Annotated in this window: 26 protein-coding genes; 20 read left to right on the top strand and 6 right to left on the bottom strand. The window is 69.7% G+C overall.

What is annotated here, in order from left to right; translation table 11 throughout:
• Positions 1-6: 6 nt before the first annotated feature.
• The 15 genes from prmC (at position 7) to AB0C75_RS30995 (ending at position 13,760) form a co-directional block, all read left to right on the top strand.
• On the top strand, positions 7-852 hold the full coding sequence (prmC, locus tag AB0C75_RS31065; RefSeq protein WP_362895079.1) for a peptide chain release factor N(5)-glutamine methyltransferase: 846 nt from the start codon (positions 7-9) through the stop codon (positions 850-852).
• 67 nt (positions 853-919) lie between these two features.
• Positions 920-1,567 (top strand): L-threonylcarbamoyladenylate synthase, encoded by a 648-nt coding sequence (locus AB0C75_RS31060; protein WP_362895078.1) that lies wholly within the window; start codon positions 920-922, stop codon positions 1,565-1,567.
• A complete protein-coding gene (locus AB0C75_RS31055; RefSeq protein WP_362895077.1) occupies positions 1,564-2,205 on the top strand; it encodes a protein-tyrosine-phosphatase in 642 nt (213 codons plus the stop codon). The genes AB0C75_RS31060 and AB0C75_RS31055 overlap by 4 nt, the downstream gene beginning before the upstream one ends.
• A gap of 138 nt (positions 2,206-2,343) precedes the next feature.
• Complete coding sequence (gene glyA / locus AB0C75_RS31050; RefSeq protein WP_362895076.1) at positions 2,344-3,723, top strand: serine hydroxymethyltransferase; 1,380 nt, start codon at positions 2,344-2,346, stop codon at positions 3,721-3,723.
• Positions 3,724-3,759: 36 nt separating this feature from the next.
• Positions 3,760-5,154, top strand: coding sequence for an MraY family glycosyltransferase (locus AB0C75_RS31045; protein ID WP_362895075.1), 1,395 nt, complete (start codon positions 3,760-3,762; stop codon positions 5,152-5,154).
• A gap of 261 nt (positions 5,155-5,415) precedes the next feature.
• Complete coding sequence (locus AB0C75_RS31040; protein ID WP_362895074.1) at positions 5,416-5,853, top strand: hypothetical protein; 438 nt, start codon at positions 5,416-5,418, stop codon at positions 5,851-5,853.
• Between the two features lie 222 nt (positions 5,854-6,075).
• Complete coding sequence (atpB, locus tag AB0C75_RS31035) at positions 6,076-6,891, top strand: F0F1 ATP synthase subunit A (protein ID WP_362895073.1); 816 nt, start codon at positions 6,076-6,078, stop codon at positions 6,889-6,891.
• A 74-nt stretch (positions 6,892-6,965) separates the two neighbouring features.
• Positions 6,966-7,208 (top strand): ATP synthase F0 subunit C, encoded by a 243-nt coding sequence (gene atpE, locus AB0C75_RS31030; RefSeq protein WP_362895072.1) that lies wholly within the window; start codon positions 6,966-6,968, stop codon positions 7,206-7,208.
• A gap of 39 nt (positions 7,209-7,247) precedes the next feature.
• Complete coding sequence (locus AB0C75_RS31025) at positions 7,248-7,793, top strand: F0F1 ATP synthase subunit B (protein ID WP_362895071.1); 546 nt, start codon at positions 7,248-7,250, stop codon at positions 7,791-7,793.
• Complete coding sequence (locus AB0C75_RS31020) at positions 7,790-8,605, top strand: F0F1 ATP synthase subunit delta (protein ID WP_362895070.1); 816 nt, start codon at positions 7,790-7,792, stop codon at positions 8,603-8,605. The genes AB0C75_RS31025 and AB0C75_RS31020 overlap by 4 nt, the downstream gene beginning before the upstream one ends.
• A gap of 147 nt (positions 8,606-8,752) precedes the next feature.
• The gene (atpA, locus tag AB0C75_RS31015) at positions 8,753-10,324 is read left to right on the top strand and encodes a F0F1 ATP synthase subunit alpha (RefSeq protein ID WP_362895069.1); all 1,572 of its coding nucleotides are present in this window, start codon (positions 8,753-8,755) and stop codon (positions 10,322-10,324) included.
• A 3-nt stretch (positions 10,325-10,327) separates the two neighbouring features.
• A complete protein-coding gene (locus AB0C75_RS31010) occupies positions 10,328-11,245 on the top strand; it encodes a F0F1 ATP synthase subunit gamma (RefSeq protein ID WP_362895068.1) in 918 nt (305 codons plus the stop codon).
• Positions 11,245-12,687: a F0F1 ATP synthase subunit beta gene (gene atpD / locus AB0C75_RS31005; RefSeq protein ID WP_362895067.1), complete on the top strand. Its 1,443-nt coding sequence runs from the start codon at positions 11,245-11,247 to the stop codon at positions 12,685-12,687. The genes AB0C75_RS31010 and atpD overlap by 1 nt, the downstream gene beginning before the upstream one ends.
• Positions 12,688-12,796: 109 nt before the next feature.
• Complete coding sequence (locus tag AB0C75_RS31000) at positions 12,797-13,171, top strand: F0F1 ATP synthase subunit epsilon (protein ID WP_359472776.1); 375 nt, start codon at positions 12,797-12,799, stop codon at positions 13,169-13,171.
• Between the two features lie 142 nt (positions 13,172-13,313).
• The gene (locus tag AB0C75_RS30995; RefSeq protein WP_014154045.1) at positions 13,314-13,760 is read left to right on the top strand and encodes a DUF2550 domain-containing protein; all 447 of its coding nucleotides are present in this window, start codon (positions 13,314-13,316) and stop codon (positions 13,758-13,760) included.
• A 103-nt stretch (positions 13,761-13,863) separates the two neighbouring features.
• On the opposite strand, the gene AB0C75_RS30990 is transcribed toward AB0C75_RS30995, so the two are convergent.
• The 3 genes from AB0C75_RS30990 to AB0C75_RS30980 all read right to left on the bottom strand — a co-directional run bounded on the left by AB0C75_RS30990 (position 13,864) and on the right by AB0C75_RS30980 (position 17,757).
• A complete protein-coding gene (locus AB0C75_RS30990; RefSeq protein ID WP_362895122.1) occupies positions 13,864-15,636 on the bottom strand; it encodes a glycoside hydrolase family 18 chitinase in 1,773 nt (590 codons plus the stop codon).
• 277 nt (positions 15,637-15,913) lie between these two features.
• Positions 15,914-16,564 (bottom strand): response regulator transcription factor, encoded by a 651-nt coding sequence (locus AB0C75_RS30985; RefSeq protein WP_362895120.1) that lies wholly within the window; start codon positions 16,562-16,564, stop codon positions 15,914-15,916.
• Positions 16,561-17,757: a histidine kinase gene (locus tag AB0C75_RS30980; RefSeq protein WP_362895066.1), complete on the bottom strand. Its 1,197-nt coding sequence runs from the start codon at positions 17,755-17,757 to the stop codon at positions 16,561-16,563. The genes AB0C75_RS30985 and AB0C75_RS30980 overlap by 4 nt, the downstream gene beginning before the upstream one ends.
• Before the next feature lie 153 nt (positions 17,758-17,910).
• On the opposite strand from AB0C75_RS30980, the gene AB0C75_RS30975 reads away from it, so the two are divergent.
• Complete coding sequence (locus AB0C75_RS30975; RefSeq protein ID WP_362895065.1) at positions 17,911-18,468, top strand: hypothetical protein; 558 nt, start codon at positions 17,911-17,913, stop codon at positions 18,466-18,468.
• A gap of 1 nt (position 18,469) precedes the next feature.
• On the opposite strand, the gene AB0C75_RS30970 is transcribed toward AB0C75_RS30975, so the two are convergent.
• From AB0C75_RS30970 to AB0C75_RS30960, 3 genes are read right to left on the bottom strand one after another with little or no spacing between them, the layout of a single operon-like run.
• Positions 18,470-19,042, bottom strand: coding sequence for a cob(I)yrinic acid a,c-diamide adenosyltransferase (locus tag AB0C75_RS30970; RefSeq protein WP_362895064.1), 573 nt, complete (start codon positions 19,040-19,042; stop codon positions 18,470-18,472).
• Between the two features lie 41 nt (positions 19,043-19,083).
• Entirely contained in the window at positions 19,084-19,833 is a 750-nt protein-coding gene (locus AB0C75_RS30965) for an ABC transporter permease (RefSeq protein WP_362895063.1), read from the bottom strand.
• Positions 19,834-19,841: 8 nt separating this feature from the next.
• Positions 19,842-20,624: an ATP-binding cassette domain-containing protein gene (locus tag AB0C75_RS30960; protein ID WP_362895062.1), complete on the bottom strand. Its 783-nt coding sequence runs from the start codon at positions 20,622-20,624 to the stop codon at positions 19,842-19,844.
• Positions 20,625-20,706: 82 nt separating this feature from the next.
• Here AB0C75_RS30960 and AB0C75_RS30955 point away from each other — a divergent pair, with 82 nt between their 5' ends.
• The 4 genes from AB0C75_RS30955 (at position 20,707) to AB0C75_RS30940 (ending at position 25,558) form a co-directional block, all read left to right on the top strand.
• Positions 20,707-21,348 carry a helix-turn-helix domain-containing protein gene (locus tag AB0C75_RS30955; protein ID WP_362895061.1) on the top strand — a complete coding sequence of 214 codons (642 nt, stop codon included), beginning with the start codon at positions 20,707-20,709 and terminating at the stop codon, positions 21,346-21,348.
• 127 nt (positions 21,349-21,475) lie between these two features.
• On the top strand, positions 21,476-22,324 hold the full coding sequence (locus AB0C75_RS30950) for a 3-hydroxyacyl-CoA dehydrogenase family protein (RefSeq protein WP_362895060.1): 849 nt from the start codon (positions 21,476-21,478) through the stop codon (positions 22,322-22,324).
• A 245-nt stretch (positions 22,325-22,569) separates the two neighbouring features.
• On the top strand, positions 22,570-22,893 hold the full coding sequence (locus tag AB0C75_RS30945) for an STAS domain-containing protein (RefSeq protein ID WP_362895059.1): 324 nt from the start codon (positions 22,570-22,572) through the stop codon (positions 22,891-22,893).
• 205 nt (positions 22,894-23,098) lie between these two features.
• Positions 23,099-25,558 carry an ATP-binding protein gene (locus tag AB0C75_RS30940; protein WP_362895058.1) on the top strand — a complete coding sequence of 820 codons (2,460 nt, stop codon included), beginning with the start codon at positions 23,099-23,101 and terminating at the stop codon, positions 25,556-25,558.
• The last annotated feature ends 82 nt before the right edge of the window (positions 25,559-25,640 follow it).

The following is a 25,640-nucleotide window of genomic DNA, read 5'->3' as shown; positions in this document are numbered from 1 at the left end:
ACCGCGATGAACCTGCTGCTCGCCGAGGTGGCCCAGGCCACCCAGCGGCTGGCCGACGCCGGTGTCCCCTCACCGCGATTCGACGCCGAGGAACTCGCCGCGTTCGTGCACGGCGTCAAGCGGGGCGAGCTGCACCATGTGCCGGACGCCGACTTCGACGCCCGCTACTGGGAGACGATCGCCCGGCGCGAGGCCCGTGAGCCGCTCCAGCACATCACCGGACGCACCTTCTTCCGCTATCTGGAACTCCAGGTCGGTCCCGGTGTGTTCGTCCCGCGCCCGGAGACCGAGTCGGTCGTCGGCTGGGCGATAGACGCGGTCCGCGCGATGGACGTCGTCGAACCGCTGATCGTCGACCTGTGCACCGGATCGGGCGCCATCGCGCTCGCCATGGCGCAGGAGGTGCCGCGCTCGCGCGTGCACGCCGTCGAGCTGTCCGAGGACGCCCTGAGGTGGACGCGGAAGAACGCCGAGGGGTCCAGGGTCACCGTCCACCGCGGCGACGCGCTGAGCGCCCTTCCGGAGCTCGACGGACAGGTCGACCTCGTCATCTCCAACCCGCCCTACATCCCGCTCACCGAGTGGGAGTACGTGGCGCCCGAGGCCCGCGACCACGACCCGCAGATGGCCCTGTTCTCCGGCGAGGACGGCCTCGACACCATCCGCGGCATCGAACGCACCGCGCACCGGCTGCTCCGCCCCGGCGGGCTCGTCGTCATCGAGCACGCCGACACTCAGGGCGGCCAGGTGCCCTGGATCTTCACCGAGGAACGGGGCTGGGCCGACGCGGCCGACCACCCCGACCTGAACAAGCGCCCCCGGTTCGCCACGGCCCGTAAGGCCATGCCGTGACCGACGGTGCGCCGCGACCGCACGACCCCTACCCGCCCCACCCGTACATGTCCCAGGAGGCCGGCTGATGGCACGGCGATACGACTGCAACGACGCGACCGACCGTACGACCGGCCTGCGTGAAGCCGCGTCCGCCGTCCGCCGCGGCGAACTGGTCGTGCTGCCCACCGACACCGTGTACGGGATCGGTGCGGACGCCTTCAGCTCGGAGGGCATCGCCGATCTGCTCGACGCCAAGGGCCGTGGCCGCAACATGCCGACCCCGGTCCTGATCGGCTCCCCGAACACCCTGCACGGCCTGGTCACGGACTTCTCCGAGCAGGCCTGGGAGCTCGTCGACGCGTTCTGGCCCGGCGCCCTCACCCTCGTCGCCAAGCACCAGCCGTCCCTCCAGTGGGACCTCGGTGACACCCGTGGCACCGTCGCCGTCCGGATGCCCCTGCACCCGGTCGCCATCGAGCTCCTCACGGAGGTCGGCCCGATGGGCGTCTCCAGTGCCAACCTCACCGGACACCCCTCGCCCGAGGACTGCGACTCCGCCCAGGAGATGCTCGGCGACAGTGTCTCCGTCTACCTCGACGGCGGCCCGACCCCCGGGATCGTCCCGTCGTCGATCGTGGACGTCACCGGCAAGACCCCCGTACTGCTGCGGACGGGCGCACTCTCGGTCGAGGAACTCCGCAAGGTGGTACCCGACCTCGAGGTGGCCAATTGACCGCCCCTGAGGGGCGTGGCATAGCGGGGCAGTACGACACTTTCCGCATCCTCCACGTCAGCACCGGCAATGTCTGCCGCTCGCCCATCACCGAGCGGCTGACCCGCCACGCCCTCGTGGACCGCCTCGGGGATCCGCTCAGCGGCGGACTCATCGTGGAGAGCGCGGGCACCTGGGGACACGAGGGCGCACCCATGGAGGCCAACGCCGAGGTCGTCCTCGCCGACTTCGGCGCCGACGCCACCGGCTTCGTCGGCCGTGAGCTGCTCGACGAGCACGTGATCCGTGCCGATCTGGTGCTCACCGCCACCCGCGACCACCGTGCCCAGGTGATCTCCATGGGCCACTCGGCGGGTCTGCGGACCTTCACGCTCAAGGAGTTCACCCGGCTGGTGCGGGCCATAGACCCCGCGACGCTGCCCGACGCCCGCGAGGAGGGCGTCGTCGAGCGGGCCCGCGCGCTGGTGCGCGCCGCGGCGGCCCTGCGGGGCTGGCTGCTGGCCCCCACCGTGGACGCGGACGAGGTCTACGACCCGTACGGCGCCCCGATCACGTTCTTCCGCTCCATCGGCGACGAGATCAGCCAGGCGCTCGATCCCGTCATGACGGCCCTGACCGGAGTACGCGCCCCGCACTGAGGCACGAGCCACCGAGCCATCGAGCCACCGAGGTGCGCCGACCGGCGTAGGAGGGCGCCCGGCAGCGGGCAGGCGGCCCGGGGCGGGCCTACATTGGATCCGACGCCACGCACCCCTCCTCCAGGCCCGGAGCCCCCGATGCCGGTCACCACTCCAGCCGCACGCACGGCCGCGCCACCGTCGTCCACGTCGCCCCTCATGCCGTCCTCCACGCCGGACACAGCCATCCCGCAGGATTTCGGCGCCCTGCTGCGCCAGGACCCGGAGATCGGCGACATCCTGCTGGCCGAGGCCGGACGGCAGTCGAGCACCCTCCAGCTCATCGCCGCCGAGAACTTCACCTCGCCCGCCGTCCTCGCCGCCCTGGGCTCCCCGCTCGCCAACAAGTACGCCGAGGGCTACCCCGGCGCGCGTCACCACGGCGGCTGCGAGCAGGCCGACGCGGCGGAACGCGTCGCGGTCGAGCGGGCCAAGGCGCTCTTCGGCGCCGAGCACGCCAACGTCCAGCCGCACTCCGGCTCCTCCGCCGTCCTCGCCGCGTACGCCGCGCTGCTGCGCCCGGGCGACACGGTGCTGGCCATGGGACTCCCGTACGGCGGGCATCTCACCCACGGCGCCCCAGGCAACTTCTCCGGGCGCTGGTTCGAGTTCGCCGGCTACGGCGTCGACCCCGACAGCGGGCTCATCGACTACGCGCAGGTGCGCGCCCTGGCCAGGGCCCGGCGCCCCAAGGCGATCGTCTGCGGCTCGATCTCCTACCCACGCCACCCCGACTACGAGCGCTTCCGGGACATCGCCGACGACGTCGGCGCCTATCTGATCGCGGACGCCGCACACCCGATGGGGCTGATCGCCGGGGGAGCGGCGCCCAGCCCGGTGCCGTACGCGGACGTGGTGTGCGCGACGACGCACAAGGTGCTGCGGGGGCCGCGCGGCGGCATGGTCCTGTGCGGCTCCGAGCTGGCCGAGCGGATCGACCGCGCGGTGTTCCCCTTCACCCAGGGCGGAGCCCAGATGCACACGGTCGCGGCGAAGGCCGTCGCGTTCGGCGAGGCGGCGACCCCGGGGTACGCGGTCTACGCCCACCGGGTCGTCGCACATGCCCGCGTCCTGGCGTCGGCCCTGGAGTCCGAGGGCTTCGACATCACCACGGACGGTACGGACACCCATATCGTCGTCGCCGATCCCGCCCCGCTGGGCGTCGACGGCCGTACCGCACGCGAGCGGCTGATGGCCGCGGGGATGGTCCTGGACACCTGTGCCCTGCCGTACGGGGACGCACGAGGGATCCGGCTGGGCACGGCCGCGGTCACCACCCAGGGCATGGACGAGGACGACATGGCGCGGATCGCCGAGCTGTTCGGCGCGGCCGTGCGCGAGGAGGACGACCCCGCCCCGCTGCTGGCCGAGGTGCGCGGACTCGCGGAGAGGCATCCGCCGTATCCGGGGTATTCGCCGTATCAGGGCTGGAAGGAGACGATGGAACCATCACCCGTGGCTCGGTGTCCTTGCTCATGAGACTAGGGTGTGGGGCTGAGATGGTCGGCGAATTCTGTGGGGCAGCCCGTGCGTGATTACCTGCTGACGCTCTGTGTCACGGCAGCGGTTACCTATCTGCTGACCGGACCGGTGCGGAAGTTCGCCATCGCGATCGGGGCGATGCCCGCGATCCGTGCGCGTGACGTACACCGGGAACCGACACCGCGGCTCGGTGGCATCGCCATGTTCGGCGGGCTGTGCGCGGGGCTGATCGTCGCGGACCACCTGTTCAATCTGAACGGTGTCTTCGAGCTCTCCAACGAGCCCAGAGCACTGCTCTCCGGCGCCGCGCTGATCTGGCTGATCGGCGTCCTGGACGACAAGTTCGAGATCGACGCGCTGATCAAGCTCGGCGGACAGATGATCGCCGCCGCGGTCATGGTCATCCAGGGTCTGACGATCCTGTGGCTGCCCATCCCCGGCGTCGGCACGGTCGCACTCACCCAGTGGCAGGGCACGCTGCTCACGGTCGCGCTGGTCGTGATCACCATCAACGCGGTCAACTTCGTCGACGGCCTCGACGGCCTCGCCTCCGGCATGGTGTGCATCGCCGCGGCGGCGTTCTTCTTGTACACCTACCGCCTCTGGTACGGGTACGGCATCGAGGCCGCCGCCCCCGCGACGCTCTTCGCCGCGATCCTGATGGGCATGTGCCTCGGCTTCCTGCCGCACAACATGCACCCCGCCCGGATCTTCATGGGGGACTCCGGATCGATGCTGATCGGGCTGGTGCTGGCGGCCGGCGCCATCTCCGTCACCGGCCAGGTCGACCCGGACGCGATGAAGCTCTTCGAGGGCAGCGAGCGGCAGGCGACCCACGCGATGCTGCCGGTCTTCATCCCGCTGCTGCTGCCGCTGACGATCATCGCCATTCCGGCCGCTGACCTGGTCCTCGCGATCGTCCGGCGCACCTGGAACGGGAAGTCGCCGTTCGCCGCCGACCGCGGCCATCTGCACCACCGGCTGCTGGAGATCGGGCACTCGCACAGCAGGTCCGTCCTGATCATGTACTTCTGGTCCGCGCTGATCGCCTTCGGCGCCGTCGGCTACTCCGTGCACTCCGCGTCGCTCTGGATCGTGCTGGTGATCGTGGGACTCAGCGCCGTGGGCCTCGTCCTGCTGCTCATGCCGCGCTTCACCCCGCGCGCCCCGCGCTGGGCCGAGGGCTTCGTACCGCCGCGCTACCGGCGTCGTGCGCTCGACGACACGGATGACACGGACGCCGCCGACGACGAGGGGGACGCCGAAGGCTCCCCGCACGCCCAACAGGGGCCCGAGGGCTCCCGGATGGCCTCGCCGGGCTCGGACTGCCCCCCGGTGTCCGTGGGCGTCTCCGGCGTCAACGGAGCGACCGCGGTAGGCCCCCGTTCGCGCTTCACGGACCGGGACCGTGCCGATTCACCGCGTTGACCCGACGGCACAGACATCCCCATACCAGACAATGCGTCGTGATGTTCTGCACACACGAGCGAGGTAACCCTCTGGTGTGACAGCTGGCACACTTTCGAGTAAAGACCTCATCAAATAGTTTGTGATACCGTTCACGAAGCCCGGTGAGGAGGCCGAAGGACCTGAGTAGCACGGTCTTTTGGCCCGCAGCATCGACTCGGACCGGGCCTACGCTCGTCCCTGACGATCACCGCCCACCCCCTGCAACGCGGAGTAACCGCCATGCCGTCCAACGACGCCCGGACTCTCCTCCACACCGCCGTGCCCACCGCTGCCGTCGGTGTGGTCACCGTCGCCGTCAGCGCCGCGGTCGCCGGTGGCAAGGGAGCGATCGGTGCGACGGCGGGGACGCTGGTGGTCATCCTCTTCATGGGGCTCGGGCTCGGCGTCCTGCAGCGCACGGCAAGGTCGCTGCCGCACCTGTTCCAGTCAATGGGACTGCTGCTGTACACGACCGAACTGCTGCTGCTCTTCGTCTTCGTCGCCGCGTTCAAGAACACGACGCTGTTCAACCCCCGTGCCTTCGCGGCCGCGGTGATGGTCGCCACCCTGACCTGGGTCGCGGCGCAGATCCGCGTGCACATGAAGACCAAGATTCTTTACGTCGAACCGGACTCGTCCGTGGCCAAGGCGCCCCAGAAGTCGGGGTCTTCGACGTGACGGGTAGGCCCGGGATAAGCACGCGTTCGAGACCCTGCTATCGTCCGGTTCCAACTGCGGCACTGCGGACGCGGGCACCAAGATCGGCGCCTGTTTCATCGCGAGGCGTCATGCCTGAGCCGCCCCCCATCCGTAACACCAGTCCAGTGCCGACCAGCGGCTGCTTGCCGCGCCGACACAACGAGGTTGCCGTACCTATGCGCCACGCTGAAGGAGCCCGCGGTGAGTGCTGACCCGACAACGGTGCTCGCCTTCGAGACCGACTGCCACATCTTCAGTGGATGTGGCTTCCCGGCTCCTGGCCTGCACTCCTTTGTTTTCGAGCCGATGTTCACCGTCGGCGGCGTCGAGATCAACAAGCCGATGCTGCTGGCGGTCCTGAGCACCGTTGTCGTCGTCGGCTTCTTCTGGGCCGCTTTCAACAAGCCGAAGCTGGTGCCCGGAAAGCTCCAGATGATCGCGGAGATGGGTTACGACTTCATCCGCACCGGTGTGGTGTACGAGACGCTCGGCAAGCGTGAGGGCAAGAAGTACGTACCCCTCATGGTCTCGCTGTTCTTCTTCATCTGGATCATGAACCTCTGGGCGATCATTCCGCTCGCCCAGTTCCCGGTGGTCTCGGTCATCGGATTCCCGGCCGGGCTGGCCGCGATCGTCTACATCTTGTGGGTCAGCCTGACCTTCAAGCGTCATGGCTTCGTCGGTGGCTGGAAGAACATCTCCGGCTTCGACAAGTCGCTCGGCGCGGCCCTCCCGTTCGTCATGATCATCGAGCTCATGTCGAACCTGCTGATCCGGCCCTTCACCCACGCCGTGCGACTCTTCGCCAACATGTTCGCCGGCCACGTGCTGCTCCTGATCTTCACGATCGCCAGCTGGTACCTGCTCAGCGGCATCGGCATCGCATACGCCGGTGTCTCGTTCGTGATGACCATCCTGATGACCGCCTTCGAGCTCTTCATCCAGGCGCTGCAGGCCTATGTGTTCGTCCTTCTGGCCTGCAACTACATTCAGGGCGCGCTCGCCAAGGAGCACTGACCAGCCCCGCCCCACCCCCGATAGTCGTCCGGTGGCCAACCCCCACCGGTTCTGAAAGAGAAGGAAGAAACGGCATGTCCGCTCTCCAGACCCTCGCCGAAGTCAACATCTCGGGCAACCTCGGTTCCATCGGTTACGGCCTCGCCGCAGTCGGCCCCGGCATCGGCGTCGGCATCATCTTCGGTAACGGTACGCAGGCGCTGGCCCGTCAGCCCGAGGCTGCCGGCCTGATCCGCTCGAACCAGATCCTCGGCTTCGTGCTCTGTGAGGCGCTGGCCCTGATCGGCCTCGTCATGCCCTTCGTTTACCCGTTCTAATCGCGGCATTTCCCGCCCGATTCGACGAAAGGCATTGATGTGAACGCCCTACAGCTGGCGGCCGAGGAAGAGATCCAGAACCCGCTGATCCCGGCGATCCCCGAGATCATCATCGGCCTGATCGCCTTCGTCATCGTCTTCGGTTTCCTCGCCAAGAAGCTCCTCCCGAACATCAACAAGGTTCTGGAAGAGCGCCGCGAGGCCATCGAAGGCGGGATCGAGAAGGCCGACGCGGCCCAGACCGAGGCCCAGAGCGTTCTTGAGCAGTACAAGGCTCAGCTCGCCGAAGCCCGGCACGAGGCCGCCCGGCTGCGCCAGGAGGCGCAGGAGCAGGGTGCCGTCATCATCCAGGAGATGAGGGCGGAAGGTCAGCGGCAGCGCGAAGAGATCATCGCCGCCGGCCACACCCAGATCGAGGCCGACCGCAAGGCCGCGGCGTCCGCGCTGCGTCAGGACGTGGGCACCCTCGCCACCGCCCTGGCCGGCAAGCTCGTCGGCGAGTCCCTCGAGGACCACGCCCGGCAGAGCGGCACCGTCGACCGGTTCCTCGACGAGCTCGAGGCGAAGGCCGAGGCCGTCCGATGAACGGAGCGAGCCGCGAGGCGCTGGCCGCCGCACGCGAGCGCCTCGACGCACTGACCGACTCCACGTCGGTCGACGCGGCGAAGCTCGCCGAGGAGCTGGCAGCCGTCACCGCGCTGCTCCACCGCGAGGTATCGCTGCGCCGGGTCCTCACCGACCCGTCGCAGGGCGCCGAGGCCAAGGCCGAGCTGGCCGGACGACTGCTGAGCGGGCAGGTGGGCGGCGAAGCCGTGGACCTGGTCTCCGGCATGGTCCGTTCCCGCTGGTCGCAGTCGCGTGACCTGGTGGACTCGGTCGAGGAACTGGCGAACACCGCGGACCTCACCGCGGCTCAGCGCGCCGGTGCGCTCGACGACGTCGAGGACGAGCTCTTCCGGTTCGGCCGGATCGTCGGCTCCGACGTCGCCCTGCGCTCCGCACTGACCGACCGGAAGGCCACGGCCACCGCCAAGGGCGCGCTGCTCCGCAGCCTGCTCGGCGGCAAGGCCCAGCCCGTCACCGAGCGTGTGATCACGCGCCTCGTGACGCAGCCCCGAGGACGTAGCCTGGAAGCGGGACTCGACTCCCTGTCCAGGCTCGCCGCGGAGCGCCGGGACCGCATGGTCGCCGTCGTCACCTCGGCGGTGCCGCTGTCGGATCGGCAGAAGCAGCGCCTCGGCGCCGCTCTGGCGAAGATCTACGGCCGGCAGATGCACCTGAACCTGGACGTGGACCCCGAGGTCCTCGGCGGGATCTCGGTGCGCGTCGGTGACGAGGTCATCAACGGCACGATCGCGGAGCGCCTCGAAGAGGTCACCCGCAGGATGGCCGGCTGACAGCGCGCAGCGCCCGCACAGCACCAACTGAACGAGCAAGGATTGCGGCCCGGTTGGGCCGTGCAGAAATTGCAGAAGATTCCTGGGGGTCGCCCCCAGACCCCTTTGAGAAACTTCGGGCCCAACAAGGAGAGCAGGGAACCCCAGATGGCGGAGCTTACGATCCGGCCGGAGGAGATCCGGGACGCACTGGATAACTTTGTCCAGTCGTACCAGCCGGACGCGGCCTCGCGCGAGGAGGTCGGAACGGTCAGCGTTGCCGGCGACGGCATCGCGAAGGTGGAGGGCCTGCCCTCCGCCATGGCGAACGAGCTGCTGAAGTTCGAGGACGGAACCCTCGGTCTCGCCCTCAACCTCGAGGAGCGCGAGATCGGCGCGATCGTCCTCGGCGAGTTCAGCGGAATCGAGGAGGGCCAGCCGGTGCAGCGCACCGGTGAGGTGCTCTCCGTCGGCGTCGGCGAGGGCTACCTCGGCCGCGTCGTCGACCCGCTCGGCAACCCGATCGACGGTCTCGGCGAGATCGCGACCGAAGGCCGTCGCGCCCTCGAGCTGCAGGCCCCTGGCGTCATGGTCCGTAAGTCGGTGCACGAGCCGATGCAGACCGGCTACAAGGCCGTCGACGCCATGGTGCCGATCGGCCGGGGTCAGCGTCAGCTGATCATCGGTGACCGTCAGACGGGTAAGACCGCGCTGGCCGTCGACACGATCATCAACCAGCGTGACAACTGGCGCTCGGGCGACGTGAACAAGCAGGTGCGCTGCATCTACGTCGCCGTCGGTCAGAAGGGCTCCACCATCGCCTCCGTGCGCGGTGCCCTCGAAGAGGCCGGCGCGCTCGAGTACACGACCATCGTCGCCGCCCCGGCGTCCGACCCGGCCGGCTTCAAGTACCTGGCGCCGTACACCGGTTCGGCCATCGGCCAGCACTGGATGTACGACGGCAAGCACGTCCTCATCATCTTCGACGACCTCTCGAAGCAGGCCGACGCCTACCGCGCCGTGTCGCTTCTGCTGCGCCGTCCGCCGGGCCGTGAGGCCTACCCGGGCGACGTCTTCTACCTGCACTCGCGTCTGCTGGAGCGCTGCGCCAAGCTCTCCGACGACATGGGCGCCGGTTCGATGACGGGCCTCCCGATCGTCGAGACCAAGGCGAACGACGTGTCGGCGTTCATTCCGACCAACGTCATCTCCATCACCGACGGCCAGTGCTTCCTGGAGTCCGACCTGTTCAACGCGGGTCAGCGTCCGGCGCTCAACGTCGGTATCTCGGTCTCCCGAGTCGGTGGCTCCGCCCAGCACAAGGCCATGAAGCAGGTTTCGGGCCGACTGCGTGTGGACCTCGCCCAGTTCCGTGAGCTGGAGGCGTTCGCCGCCTTCGGTTCCGACCTGGACGCGGCCTCCAAGGCGTCGCTGGAGCGCGGTAAGCGCATGGTCGAGCTGCTGAAGCAGGCGCAGTACGCGCCGTTCCCGATGGAGGAGCAGGTCGTCTCCGTCTGGGCCGGCACCACGGGCAAGATGGACGACGTCCCGGTCGCGGACATCCGCCGCTTCGAGAGCGAGCTGCTCGAGTTCCTGCGCCGCGAGCGCAAGGACCTCCTGACCAGCATCGCCGAGGGCGGCAAGATGTCCGACGACACGCTGCAGTCGATCGCCGACGCGATCGCCGCCTTCAAGCAGCAGTTCGAGACCTCGGACGGCAAGCTCCTGGGCGAGGGCTGATCGATGGGCGCTCAGCTTCGCGTTTACAAGCGCCGCATCCAAGCCGTCACCGCGACCAAGAAGATCACCAAGGCGATGGAGATGATCGCCGCCTCGCGCATCGTCAAGGCGCAGCGCAAGGTGACGGCGTCGATGCCGTACGCGAACGAGCTCACCCGTGCGGTGACCGCGGTCGCGACCGGCTCGAACACCAACCATCCCCTCACCACCGAGGCCGAGTCCCCGGCCCGGGCGGCGGTCCTGCTCCTCACGAGCGACCGCGGTCTGGCCGGCGGCTACTCCTCCAACGCCATCAAGGCGGCGGAGCGGCTGAGGGAGCGGCTGGCAGCCGAGGGCAAGGAGGTCGACACGTACATCGTCGGCCGCAAGGGTGTCGCGTACTACGGCTTCCGGGAGCGCAAGGTCTCGGAATCGTGGACGGGCTTCACCGACAGCCCCGAGTACTCGGACGCCAAGAAGATCGCCGAGCCCCTGATCGCGTCCATCCAGAAGGACACGGCCGAGGGCGGCGTCGACGAGCTGCACATCGTCTTCACCGAGTTCGTGTCGATGATGACGCAGAACGCGGTCGACGGCCGGATGCTGCCGCTGTCGCTCGACAAGGTCCAGGAGGAGAGCACGGAGAAGGGCGAGATCCTTCCGCTGTTCGACTTCGAGCCGTCGGCCGAGGACGTCCTCGACGCCCTTCTGCCGCGCTACGTCGAGAGCCGTATCTACAACGCACTGCTCCAGGCCGCCGCTTCCGAGCACGCCGCCCGACGCCGTGCGATGAAGTCGGCGACCGACAACGCCGGGGATCTGATCAAGAGCCTCTCCCGGCTTGCCAACGCGGCCCGACAGGCCGAAATCACCCAGGAAATCAGCGAGATCGTCGGCGGTGCAGGTGCGCTGGCCGACGCGTCCGCGGGGAGTGACAAGTAATGACGACGACAGTTGAGACGGCCGCTGCCACGGGCCGCGTCGCCCGGGTCATCGGCCCGGTCGTCGACGTGGAGTTCCCCGTCGACGCGATGCCGGAGATCTACAACGCCCTGCACGTCGATGTCGACGACCCGGCCGAGGCCGGCGCTCGTAAGACGCTGACCCTCGAGGTCGCCCAGCACCTGGGTGACGGCGTGGTCCGCGCGATCTCGATGCAGCCGACCGACGGTGTGGTCCGCCAGGCCGCGGTGACCGACACGGGCGCGGGCATCACGGTGCCCGTCGGTGACATCACCAAGGGCAAGGTGTTCAACACCCTCGGTCAGATCCTGAACGAGCCGGAGGCCGAGGCGCAGATCACCGAGCGCTGGCCGATCCACCGCAAGGCCCCGGCCTTCGACCAGCTCGAGTCCAAGACCGAGATGTTCGAGACCGGCCTGAAGGTCGTCGACCTGCTGACCCCGTACGTCAAGGGCGGCAAGATCGGTCTGTTCGGTGGTGCGGGCGTCGGCAAGACGGTCCTCATCCAGGAAATGATCATGCGTGTGGCGAAGCTGCACGACGGTGTGTCGGTGTTCGCTGGTGTCGGCGAGCGCACCCGTGAGGGCAACGACCTCATCGACGAGATGACCGAGTCGGGCGTCCTGGAGAAGACCGCGCTGGTCTTCGGCCAGATGGACGAGCCGCCGGGCACCCGTCTCCGGGTCGCGCTGTCCGCCCTGACCATGGCGGAGTACTTCCGCGATGTGCAGAAGCAGGACGTGCTGCTCTTCATCGACAACATCTTCCGCTTCACGCAGGCCGGTTCCGAGGTCTCCACGCTGCTCGGCCGCATGCCGTCCGCGGTGGGTTACCAGCCGACCCTGGCCGACGAGATGGGTGTGCTCCAGGAGCGCATCACCTCGACGCGTGGTCACTCGATCACCTCGATGCAGGCGATCTACGTCCCCGCGGACGACCTGACCGACCCGGCCCCGGCCACCACGTTCGCCCACCTCGACGCGACGACGGTTCTCTCCCGTCCGATCTCCGAGAAGGGCATCTACCCGGCCGTGGACCCGCTGGACTCCACGTCCCGCATCCTGGACCCGCGCTACATCGCGCAGGCCCACTACGACACGGCCAGCCGTGTCAAGGGGATCCTGCAGAAGTACAAGGACCTCCAGGACATCATCGCGATCCTCGGTATCGACGAGCTGGGCGAGGAGGACAAGCTCGTTGTCCACCGTGCCCGTCGCGTCGAGCGCTTCCTGTCGCAGAACACCCACGCCGCCAAGCAGTTCACCGGCCTGGACGGTTCGGACGTGCCGCTCGACGAGTCGATCGCCGCGTTCAACGCGATCTGTGACGGGGAGTACGACCACTTCCCCGAGCAGGCGTTCTTCATGTGCGGTGGCATCGAGGACCTCAAGGCCAACGCCAAGGAGCTCGGCGTCTCCTGAGCCTCCGGCTCACCGAGGGGGGTGGGTGTGTCCCGCCCCCCTCACCACGCCCCGTAGAATTGAACCGACACCCGGCACGACCGCCGGGTGGTGACCCGAGGAGCCACCCTTGGCTGCTGAGCTGCATGTCGAGCTGGTCGCCGCGGACCGCAGTGTCTGGTCCGGCGAGGCCACCCTCGTTGTCGCACGTACCACGTCCGGCGACATCGGCGTCATGCCCGGTCACCAGCCGCTCCTGGGTGTGCTGGAATCGGGCCCCGTGACGATCCGTACGAGCGACGGCGCGACCGTGGTCGCCGCTGTGCACGGCGGTTTCATCTCGTTCGCGGACAACAAGCTCTCGCTGCTTGCGGAGATCGCTGAGCTTGCGGACGAGATCGATGTCCAGCGCGCCGAGCGTGCGCTGGAGCGTGCGAAGTCGGACACGGACGCGGGCGCCGAGAGGCGTGCCGACGTGCGACTGCGTGCGGTGGCGGCGCACTGAGCGTCCCCACGAGGAGTTTTTTACTCAGCCGCGGCCCGAGCTGGAGCGATCCAGACCGTGTCGCGGCTGAGGCGATGCAGATGCGGTGTGGTTCGGCTGGGTTCGGTATCCGTTAATCGACGATGCGAGGAGGTCGGTGGAGATGGTCCTCGCTCTGTGGGTTGGCGGTCTGGTCGTCGTACTGGTCGCGGTGGGTCTGTTCGTCTTCGGCCTCCGCAGGCGGCTGATCCAGCGGTCCGGCGGGACCTTCGACTGCAGTCTGCGCTGGGATGTGTCCGAGGAACCTGACCCGTCCGGCAAGGGCTGGGTGTACGGGGTCGCGCGGTACAGCGGTGACCGCGTCGACTGGTTCCGGGTCTTCTCCTACTCGCCCCGTCCGCGCCGCGGTCTTGAGCGCTCCGCCATCGAGGTGGTCGCGCGCCGGCTGCCCGAGGGCGAGGAGGAGCTGGCGCTCCTGTCCGATTCCGTCGTGCTCGGCTGTCTCCACCGGGGGACGCGCCTGGAGCTGGCGATGAGCGAGGACGCCCTGACCGGCTTCCTCGCCTGGCTGGAGGCGGCACCGCCCGGCCAGAGAGTGAACGTGGCCTAGACAATCGCCTGAGGGCCTGAGGCCCGCGGACATGCGAAAACCGGGGAGACAGGGGGCGGACCTGTCTCCCCGGCGCTTTTCGGGGTGCGACTGCTTCGACGCCCTAGTTGAGGCCGCTGTCCATCGCGCTCACGAGTTCACCGTTCGCGGTGTCGCCGCTGAACTCCCAGAAGAACGCCCCGCCGAGGTCCTGGCTGTTCGCCCAGGCCATCTTGGAGGTGATCGTCGCCGGGGTGTCGTAGCTCCACCAGTTGGTGCCGCAGTGGGCGTAGGCGGTGCCGGCGACCGTGCCGGTGGCCGGGCAGCTGTTCTTCAGGACCTTGTAGTCCTCGATGCCCGCCTCGTACGTCCCCGGGGCCGCCCCGGTCGCCGTGCCGCCGGGTTCGGCCTGGGTGACGCCGGTCCAGCCGCGCCCGTAGAAGCCGATGCCGAGCAGCAGCTTCGAGGCGGGGACGCCCTTGGCCTTCAGCTTGGCGATGGCGGCCGCGGAGTTGAAGCCGTCCAGCGGGATGCCGTCGTACGCGTTCAGCGGGGAGTGCGGGGCCGTCGGACCCTTGGCGTCCCAGGCGCCGAAGAAGTCGTACGTCATCACGTTGTACCAGTCCAGGTGCGCCGAGGCGCCGGCGTAGTCGGCGGCGTCGATCTTGCCGCCGTCCGAGCCGTCCGCGGTGATCGCGGCGGTGACCAGGTTGTCCGAGCCGAATTTCGTGCGCAGCGCCGATGAGAGGTTCTTCAGCGCGTCGGGTCCGCTGGTGTCACAGGTGAGTCCGCAGTCGTTCGGGTACTCCCAGTCGATGTCGATGCCGTCGAAGACATCGGCCCAGCGGGGGTCCTCGACCAGGTCGTAGCAGGACTGGGCGAAGGCTGCGGGGTTCTGTGCGGCCTCACCGAATCCGCCGGACCAGGTCCAGCCGCCGAAGGACCAGAGGACCTTGATGTCCGGGTACCGCGCCTTGAGCTTGCGCAGCTGGTTGAAGTTGCCGCGCAACGGCTGGTCCCAGGTGTCGGCGACACCGTCGACCGCCTGGTCCGCGGTGTAGGCCTTGTCGTAGTCGGCGTAGGCGTCACCGATGGTGCACTTGCCGCCCTGGACGTTGCCGAACGCGTAGTTGATGTGGGTGATCTTCTCGGCGGAGCCCGAGGTCACGAGGTTCTTGACGTGGTAGTTGCGGCCGTAGACGCCCCACTCGGTGAAGTAGCCGAGGTTGACCTTGTCGCCGGTGCCCGGTCCGGGGCCCGGGTCGGTGGTGCCGGTGGTGCGGACGGCCACCGGGGCGCTGACCGGGCCGGTCTGGTCGGCGGTGTCACGGGCCTGCACGGTGTACGAGTAGTCGGTGCCCTTGGCGAGGCCGGTGTCGCTGTACGTCGTGGTGGTGACCGTGGCGACCTTGGCGCCGTCCCGCAGGACGTCGTAGTTCTTGACGCCGTTGTCGTCGGTGGCGGCGCTCCAGCTGAGCTTCGCCGAGGTGTCGGTGATGTCGCTCGCGGTGGGGGTGCCGGGCGCTGAGGGCGGGTTGTCGCCGGGGACGCTGCCGCCGCCGTCACAGGAGGCGCCGTTCAGCGTGCATCCGGTGGGGGAGCCGGTGCCGGTGCCGTTGAAGCCGAAGCTGATGCCGGCGCCCGGGGCGATTGTGCCGTTCCAGCCGAGGTTCTTGGCGGTCCAGTGGTTTCCGGATCCTGTGACGTCGGCGTCCCAGGCGGAGCCGACCGCGGTGCCGGAGGGGAAGTCCCACTCGACGGTCCAGGAGGAGAGTGCGGTGGTGCCGGTGTTGGTGATCGTCCATCCGCCCTCGAAGCCGGTGCCCCAGTCGGACTTCTGGACATAGGTGGCGGTCGCGGAGGTCGCCGCCTCGGCGGGGGAGGCCAGGCCCACCATCGCGGCCAGGGGAAGCAACAGTGCGGTGAGGCCCGCGACGAGTCTGGATCTGCTGGCTGTTGCTCCTCGTCTCCGTCTGAGCCGGGTGAGGCGTGCGGGGTTGTCAGTGCTCAACGGTGCTCCTCGGGTGAGGTCCGGCAATCGGGATGATCCGTCAAACCCTGCGTCGCCCTGAGCCCGCTGTGTTCTGACGCGTACTCACCGCAGTGTGTCCGGTGAGATTAGGAAGGTCTGGACCAATCGTCAAGAGGTCTGGACCAAAGACCCGTCCCGGACCTCAGAGCCGCAACTCCTGCGCGAGCACTGCCGCTTGGACCCTGCTGCGCAGATCCAGCTTCCCCAGCACCCTGCTGACGTGCGTCTTCACCGTCGCCTCCGCCATCCGGAGCCGGACGGCGATCTCCGCGTTCGACAGCCCCTCGCCGAGACAGCCCAGCACCTCCCGCTCCCTGCGCGTCAGCGTGTCCAGCGCCTCGGTGCCCGGACCGTCCGCCCTGCGCGGGGCGGTGGTCCCGGCGAACTCCTCGATCAGCCGCCGTGTGACAGCCGGGGCGATCAGGCCCTCGCCGCGTGCCACCGTGCGTACGGCGTCGAGCAGATCCGCCGCGTCGGTGTTCTTCAGCAGGAAGCCCGACGCTCCGGCGCGCAGCGCGCCGAAGACGTACTCGTCCAGGTCGAAGGTGGTCAGCACCAGCACGTCCGCCAGCTGCTCCGCCACCACCTGCCGGGTCGCGGACACCCCGTCGAGCCGGGGCATCTGTACATCCATCAGCACCAGATCCGGGCGCAGCTCACGGGCCAGGCGAACGGCGGCCTCACCGTCGGGCGCCTCGCCGACGACCTCGATGTCCGGAGCACTTCCCAGGATCAGCACGAGTCCCGCCCGCACCGCCGACTGGTCCTCCGCGACCAGCACCCGGATCGTCATGTCCGCCACGTCCTTTCCTCAACGGGCAGTTCGGCCCGCACCAACCAGATCTTCGTGCCGTCGCCCCGGGGCTCAGGACCCGCCTCGATGGACCCGCCCAACAGCGCCACCCGCTCCCGCATCCCCACCAGACCGGCCCCCGAACCGGGCGCGCGCGGTCCGGGACGGTCACCGAACGCACTGCTCACCTCCACCGTCAGCACCTTGGCCGACCGTCCGAGACGGACCGTCACCGGGCCGGGCGCCGCATGCTTCAGCGCGTTCGTCAGCGCCTCCTGGACGATGCGGTACGCCGCCAGCTCCACCGGTGCCGGCAGCGGCCCGGACTCCTCGCGGCTGTCCTGAAGGGTGACGGTGAGCCCGCTGGACGCGGAGTTCGCGCCGGCCTGCCCGACGAGGGCGTCAAGGGAGGCGAGGGTCGGGGCCGCGCTCGGCGGCTCCGCCGCGCCGCTCTCCCTCAGCAGCCCGATCAGCCGGCGCATCTCGGCCAGCCCGTCGACACTGTTCTGCCGGATCACCCCGAGGGCGTCCCTGGACGTGCCCGGATCGTCGATGGAGAGCGCGGCGGTGGAGTGGATGGCGATGGCGGAGAGATGGTTGGCGACCATGTCGTGCAGCTCGCGGGCCATCCGGGAACGCTCGGCCGTCACCGCCTGCACCCGGTCCATCTCGGCCAGCAGCGCCGTCTGGTCGGCGCGCAGCCTGGCCGCGTCCGCGGCCTCCCGGTGGTTGCGCACGCTGACTCCGGTGAGGGCGGGGACGAAGGAGACCAGCCCGGTCACCACACCGAACAACAGCGCCTCGGGGCCGCGGAACCAGGCTAGGGCACCGAGGGTCGCGGCGACGGTGACCAGGAACGTGGACACCGGGATCCGCCGGGCGGCGGCCGGAGTCCCGTAGACCACGGCCGCGTACATCAGATCGGTGTACATCAGGACGGTCGCCAGGCTGCCCGTCGTGAACTGGTCGGCGACCAGCATGAGCGTCCCGACGGCCACCGCGGTCTGCGGCCGGTTCCGGCGCAGCAGCTCCAGGCCGGCCGTGACCGCGAGGGGCACGAGAGCGACCCAGTGGGCGCCGAACGCCCGGCCGCCCTGGGTGTGCAGCCCGGCGCCCCAGAGCGCCAGTCCGCCGGCCAGCCCGATCACCGCGATCAGTACGTCGTGGCGGTGCGGTCGCAGTGAGGTGAACACGGATCCATCCAACACGGCGCCCGCGCGCGTCACGTCCTCATGCGGAGTGAGGCGCGAGTACATCGAAGTATGCAGTCACGTTTCGTCACTGCTGACGACGATCCGGCGGCGCCCGGCAGGGAGCCTGGAAGGGACCGGAAGGGGAGAAGTGCCGTGATCGTCACACTGATCGTGCTCTGCGAGGTCGGATTCTGGGTCCTGCTGGCCGCCGGGCTCGCCCTGCGCTACCTCGCGAAGAAGCCAGGACCTGCCGTCGCCGTCCTGCTCTGCGAGCCGCTGCTTGAGGTCGTGCTCCTGGTGGTGACGGCCATCGACCTGAAGAACGGCGCCGAACCCGACTGGAAGCACGGACTGGCCGCCGTCTACATCGGCTTCACCGTGGGACTCGGCCACTCCACCATCACGTGGGTCGACGCCAGGATCGCCCACCGCTTCGCGGGCGGCCCGCCGCCGGAGAGGCCCCCGAAGTACGGGATGGCGCGGGCCGTCCACGAGTGGCGTGTCGCGGCCCGCTGGACCGTGGCCGCCGCGACGGCCATGGCCCTGCTCCAGGCGGCGATCTGGTACGTCGGCGGGGACGGGGACACCGGTTCGCTGCGGATGTGGCAGCAGAAGATGCTGTGGGTGATCGGGATCAACCTGATCATCGGCGTCGGCTACACGGTGTTCCCCAAGCGGGAGCCCCGGAGCGGGGTCGGCGCGGGCCGCTGACTCAGCGCTCGCCGCCCGGCACCCACAGCACGTCCCCGACCTCCTTGTTCGCCGTCCTGGCGAGGATGAACAGGAGGTCGGAGAGGCGGTTGAGGTAGGTCGCCGTCAGTGCGTTCATCACCTCGCCGTGCACCTCCAGCGCCGCCCAGGTGGACCGCTCCGCGCGGCGCACCACCGTGCAGGCCTGGTGCAGCAGCGCCGCCCCCGGAGTGCCGCCCGGGAGGATGAAGCTGCGGAGCTTCTCCAGCTCCTCCAGGAAGGTGTCGCAGTCCGACTCCAGCTTGTCGATGTAGGACTGCTCCACCCGCAGCGGCGGGTACTTCGGATTCTCCGCCACCGGAGTGGACAGGTCCGCGCCCACGTCGAAGAGGTCGTTCTGGACCCGGACGAGGACCTTCACGACGTCCTCGGAGAGATTCCCGAGCGCGACGGCCGTGCCGATGACGGCGTTGGCCTCGTTGGCGTCGGCGTAGGCCGAGATCCGCAGATCGGTCTTGGCGGTCCGGCTCATGTCGCCGAGGGCGGTGGTGCCCTTGTCGCCGGTACGGGTGTAGATGCGCGTCAGATTGACCATGGGGCCAGATTAGAGTGCCGCCGATTGCCGGACCCTCTTGGTCACGCTCCGGCGCTGCGGAAGACACGCGTGCCGGCCGTCACAGCGAGAAGGGCGAACGCGAGCGCCACCAGCACCCCGTACAGCATGTGCGCCGTGGCGTACGAGCCGACGTACGCGTCGCGCACCGCGTCCACGAGGTAGCGGAACGGGGTGAAGTGCGACAGGACATCAAGCCACGCGGGGCCGAGCGTCATCGGCAGCATCAGGCCGGAGAGCAGCATGGCCGGCATGGTCAGCGAGTTGATCACCGGCCCGAACTCCTGCGGCGTACGCACCTTCATGGCCAGGGCGTACGACAGGGAGGCCAGCGAGATCGTCAGCAGGCCGACGAACGCGAAGCCGATCAGCACCCCGGGCAGGGGCGCGCGCAGCCCCATGGCCAGCGCCGCGATCACCAGCAGCACGGCCTGGAACATGAAGAGCAGGGCGTCCCGCAGCACCCGGCCCAGCAGGAGTGCCAGCCGGCTGACAGGGGTGACGCGCATCCGCTCGACGACCCCCGTGCCCTTCTCGATGATGATCGAGAAGCCGGTGAACGAGGCGCCGAACAGGGCGAGTTGCAGCAACAGGCCGGGCACCAGGACCTGCCAGGAGTCACCGTTGGAGCCGAGCGGGAGGCTGGTGAGGAGCGGGCCGAAGAAGAGCAGGTAGAGCAGCGGCATCAGGATCCCGAAGAAGATCTGGAACCGGGAGCGCAGGGTCTGGCGGACATACCGGCTGAAGATCAGCGAGGTGTCGTGGAGAAGCATGGGACGTCCTAAACGGCGACGGGGGCGGCCTCGGCGGCGGCCGGGGTCCGCCCGGTGATCGCGAGGAAGGTCTCGTGGAGCGAGGCGTCGGGCGAGCCGGCGTGCTCGGTCTTCAGCGCGGCGGGCGCGCCCTCGGCGACGACCAGGCCGCCGTCGATGACGACCAGCCGGTCCGCCAGGGCGTCGGCCTCGTCGAGGTAGTGGGTGGTGAGCACGACCGTGGTGCCGAAGTCGTCCCGCAGTCCGCGGACCAGGTCCCACAGGTCCTCGCGGCTGCCCGGGTCGAGCCCGGTGGTCGGCTCGTCGAGGAAGAGCACGGCGGGGCGGTGCGTCAGACCCATCGCGATGTCGAGCCGGCGGCGCTGGCCGCCGGAGAGCGCGGCCGTCCTGCGGTCGAGGAGGTCGCCCAGACCAAGGTGCGAGGCCAGTTCCGCGGCCCGCGCGACGGCGTCCGCCTTGCTCAGCCGGTACAGCCGCCCCTGGGTGACCAGCTCCTCCCGCACGGTGATGTGCGGGTCCACCCCGCCGGACTGGGCGACGTAACCGCACTTCTCCCGGACCCCCGCCGGGTCGGCGGTCAGGTCGTGGCCGGCGACGGTGGCAGCGCCGCCGGTGGGGGCGAGCAGTGTGGTCAGCATCCGCAGGGTGGTGGTCTTGCCCGCGCCGTTGGGTCCGAGGAGGCCGACGATCTCGCCGGGCATGACGGCCAGATCGACCGAGCGCACCGCGTGGACCGGTCCTGCCTTGGTCATGAAGGTCCGGGCGAGCCCGGACGTACTGATGATTGGCATGGTGACCACAAAAACAGAGCGACTTAAAAATTGCAATCCCTCCAAAATTTCAGAGACACCACGGGATCCGTAGGATGGGCGCATGGCAGAGGGACTGAGGGAGCGGAAGAAGCGCCGGACGAGGCAGCACCTCTCGGACGTGGCCACCGGGCTCTTCGTGGAGCGGGGCTTCGACGCGGTCACGATCGCCGAGATCGCCGAGACCGCCGATGTCTCGGTGAACACGGTGTACAACTACTTCCCGGCCAAGGAGGACCTCTTCCTGGACCGCAGCCGCGGCATCGTCGACCGGCTCTCGCGTTACGTCCGCGGCCGCGACAAGGGGGAGTCCGCCGCCGACGCCGTCCTGCGTGAACTGCGGATCCAGGTGGAGGGCGTCTCGCCGACCGTCGGACTCATCGCCGGGTACGCGAGCTTCATGCGCGTCATCGAGGGCGCCGACACCCTCAAGGCCCGCCTCTGGCACATCGGGCAGGAGGCCCAGCTCCATCTGGAGGAGACCCTGCGCGAGGAGGCGGGGGCGGGGCCGGACGACTGGGCTCCGGCCCTGGTGGCCGGTCAGCTCTCCTGGGTGCACAGCACGCTCATGGCGTACGTCGGCGGCGAGATGGTCACCGGACGCGGGACGAACGAGGTCTCGCGCGACGCGCTCGTCCTGCTCGACGACATGGAGGACCTCCTCGGCGAGAAGGTCCTCAACTACGCCCGACGCGCCGCCGCGTGACACCGGACGGTGTGATGTCCGTCATGTGAGACGTGACGCGCATCTCTTCAGGGCCGTAACGACCCTCACGGGTACTAACCTCCGCCGGAGAGCATGCGAACAACCGAGAAGCATTGGGGTGCGAAACGTGGCCAGGAAGCTCGCCGTCATCGGCGCCGGACTCATGGGGTCCGGTATCGCGCAGGTCTCCGCCCAGGCGGGCTGGGACGTCGTACTGCGTGACGTCACCGACGAGGCCCTGGCCCGCGGGCGCGGCGGTATCGAGGCCAGCTACGGCAAGTTCGTCGCCAAGGGCAAGCTGGAGGCGGCCGACGCCGAAGCCGCGCTCGCCCGGATCACCACGACCACCGACCTCGACGCCGTGGCCGACGCGGACGTCGTCGTCGAGGCCGTCTTCGAGAAGCTCGACATCAAGCACGAGATCTTCCGGACGCTCGACAAGGTCGTACGCCCGGACGCCGTCCTCGCCTCCAACACCTCCGCCATCCCGATCACCAAGATCGCGGCCGTGACGGAGCACCCGGAGCGGGTCGTCGGGGTGCACTTCTTCTCGCCGGTGCCGATGATGCAGCTCGTCGAGCTGGTGCGCGGCTACAAGACCAGCGACGAAACGCTTGCCACCGCACGGGAGTTCGCCGAGTCCGTGGGCAAGACCTGTATCGTCGTCAACCGCGACGTCGCGGGCTTCGTCACCACCCGGCTGATCTCGGCGCTGGTCGTCGAGGCGGCCAAGTTGTACGAGTCGGGTGTCGCCTCGGCCGAGGACATCGACACCGCGTGCAAGCTGGGCTTCGGGCACGCCATGGGCCCGCTCGCCACGGCCGACATGACCGGGGTGGACATCCTCCTGCACGCGACGGGCAACATCTACACCGAGTCCCAGGACGAGAAGTTCGCCGCTCCTGAACTGATGCGCCGGATGGTCGACGCAGGTGACATCGGGCGCAAGAGCGGGCAGGGCTTCTACACCTACTGATCCTTTCCGGGTCCCCGGCTTTCTGATGTGCCGTCAGTCGAAGCCCGGGGCCCCGGGATCCGGCGCCGTCCGGCGCGCGGATCCGGCGGGTGCCGCCGGACCTGCTTCACCCCTCGGGGTGAATTCGGTATCGGTTCGCTTACAGACGGCAACTTCCCTGTCGCTGCGGCAGTCAGTTGTGGCAGAGACAGAAAGAGAAAAACGGACAGACAGACCTTGCTGCGGAGTACATCCGGGGAGCGCATATGCACATCAGGGGCGACCACGCCGAGCTGGTCGTCGGGGGCCGCCTCGACGTCCGAAGCGCGGCGGACGCCCGTACGGTTCTGCACTCGGCCGTCGACGACGGAGCCGGCGACCTCGTGCTGAACCTGACCGAACTCGACTCGTGGGACGCCACGGGACTCGGCGTCATCATGGGCGCGCACCGAAGAGCCGGCCGGGCGGGCCGGCGGCTCGTGCTGCGCGGTGTGCCGCCGCAGATGCAGCGCCTGCTGGTGGCGACGAGACTGCACAGGATCCTGGCCATCGAGGGCGGAATCGCCGCGGAGTCCCTGCCGCGCGTCTGAGCGCTCTCCCCGATCCTCACGAGAATGTGATGTCGAGGGCCGCACGGCCCCCCGCCGAGTCGTAGATACTGTGCGAAGGTTTAGGGTTCGGCCGTCTGCCGATCGACGACTGGGACCCACTGGCGGACACCGGACCGGGAGCGACAGCGCGGCGTGCGCGGCCGGAGGGGGCAACAGCGCACTGCGCGTCTGGGGGACTGTGACGATGGACCCGACCAACCGGGGACCGGAAGACTACGGCCATGGCACCGGCCGTCCCGGCGAGGACGCCGGGCGGCGGCGGCAGTCGCGCGATCCGCTGACGCCCGACCTCGGGCATCAGGCGCCGCAGGCGCGCACGGTGCGGCTGATATCGGGCGACTTCCTGCTCACCGTCAATCCGGTCGACGGCAGCGAGATCGAGCCCTGCCGCCCCGGGGAGCGGCCCGCCGCGCCCGTACGGCACACCGCCGCCCAGCGCGTGGAGCGCGAGCGGGCCGCCGCGCCGCCCGTCCCTCCGGGTCCCCCCGCGCCGCAGATGCCCCTGCTGGAGCGCGGGGAGGAGCGCGAGCGGCTGGTGCGACTGCTGGCCCGGGGGCGCTCGGTGTGCCTCACCGGGCCCGGTGGCTCCGGCCGTACGGCTCTCCTGGACGCCGTCGCGGCGGACTGCACCACCCTCGCCCCGGACGGAGTCGTACGGCTCTCCGGCTACAAGCGGACCGCCACCGAGCTGTTGCACGGACTCTTCGAGGCCGTCTGCAGTGCCCCGCTGCACCGCCCCGACCGTGAAGGGCTCCTCGCGCTCGTCCGCGGCATCGGCGCCGTCGTCGTCGTCGACGACCTGGAGCTCGGCGGCGCCGCGCTCCAGGAACTGCTCGACGCCACCCCGGAGTGCGCGTTCCTCCTGGCCGCGACCCCCGAGGTGTCCGCGCCCGGTGCCGAGGCGAATCTCGAAGAGGTCTTCCTCACCGGTCTCGGCCGCAGCGCCTCCATCGAGCTGATGGAACACGTCGTGGAGCGCACGCTCACCGACGAGGAGGCGAACTGGGCGGGAGACCTCTGGTTCGAGTCCGAAGGGCTGCCGCTGCGCTTCGTCCAGGCGGGCGCCCTGCTGCGCCAGCGCGACGACCTGCGTGCCGGCCAGGACGAGTTCGACGGCTACGAGGACGATCCCGCCGAAGCCCCCTTCGGCCGGGCCGAGTCCGCCGGTCTCCCGCTGCCCAGCCTCGGTGAGGGCGCGGCGCCCGCCGCCCTGCTCGCCTCCCGGCTCAGCGAGTCCGCCCGTGAGACCCTGCGCTTCGCCGTCGCGCTCGGCGGCGAGGTGCCGCACCAGGCGCATCTGCCGGCGCTCGTGGGGGACACCCACGCCGACGCAGCCCTGGGCGAGCTGGCTCTCAGCGGACTGCTCTCCCCGGCGGGTTCCCGCTACCGGCTGGCAGCCGGGGCGCTGGCCCAGCTGGAGGCGAGCGGATACGACGAGAGCGCGGACGCCCACGCACGCAGCGCCGCCCAGCACTACGCCTGGTGGGCCGGGCATCCCTCCGTCACTCCGGAGCGCGCGGTCGCCGAGGCGGACGCCCTCCTGGCATCGATGACCCGGCTCATCCCCGGCGAGGCCCCCGGACAGGCCAGCGTGGCCGTCCTGCTGGCCCGTAGCGCCGCTCCCGGCTTCGCGGCGGGGATGCAGTGGGGTGCCTGGGAAAAGGCCCTCAGAGCCGGCCAGGAGGCCGCGCGGATCGCCGGTGAGGTGGCGGAAGAGGCGTACTTCCACCATGAGTTGGGCGTCCTCGCCCTGTGCACCGGTCATCTGGACCGGGCCAGGGCCGAACTGGAGGCGTCCATCGGCATGCGCGGGGCGCTCGCCGACAAGCCGGGCGCCGTGGCCGGGCGCCGGGCGCTCGCCCTCGTCGCCGACCTCTCGGGCGAACCGGTGCACAGCGCCATGGCGGGCGAGGAGTTGCCCGGCCTGCGGCACGACGCGTCGGTCTCACCGCCCGGCGGGATCCCGGCGGCCAAGCCCCTCTTCCCCCGGACCGATGCCTCCGCGACACTGGTCACCCGTCAGTCCCCGCCGCCCGGCTCCGCGTCCGGCGGGCGCCCGGGGGTGCTCAGGGGCGCCAGACGCAATCTCGTCGCGGTGGGCGCGGGCGCGCTGCTCGCGGCCGTGCTCGGCACCGTGGTGACCCTGGGGGCCACCTCGGGAAGCGAGGACCCGGACGGGCAGAACGTCACCACCGAACAGTCGGCGGACGAGGACGACAACGACAACGGCCTGCCCGCTGACGAGCCGGCCGACGACCCCGCCACCGGCGCGAGCACGGACGACGGCCGCCCGGGTACGCCGTCGGCGTCCTCCTCGGACTCCCCGTCCACGAGCGACAGCCCGTCCCCCGAGACCTCCGACCCCGGTACGAGCCCGGGAACGGACACGCCGTCCAGCGACGGTCCCAGCAGCGACGACCCGCCGACGCACAGTCCATCGCCGACCAAGAAGCCGACGAAGACCCCGACCACCGAGCCCACCGAGACCGATTCCCCGAGCGAGACCCCGAGCGACACGCCCACGCCGCCCGACCCGACGGAGACCACCACGGAGCCGGACACCTCCAACTCGGCGAGCGGCCCGGCGGAGACCGTCAGCGCTTCGGCGACGGAGAGCCCCTCGGCCTCACCGACGGTGGCCTGAGGGCTGTCCGCCTGCGAACGAAAATCGCCGTACGGTCCCGGAAAGCGGGCCCGTACGGCGATCGGGGGCGGGCACGCCGCCC

The organism is Streptomyces sp. NPDC048565 (assembly GCF_040650935.1).
Lineage (GTDB): Bacteria > Actinomycetota > Actinomycetes > Streptomycetales > Streptomycetaceae > Streptomyces.
The sequence above is the reverse complement of the archived record's forward strand: the minus strand, read 5'-3'. Positions and strand labels throughout refer to the sequence as shown.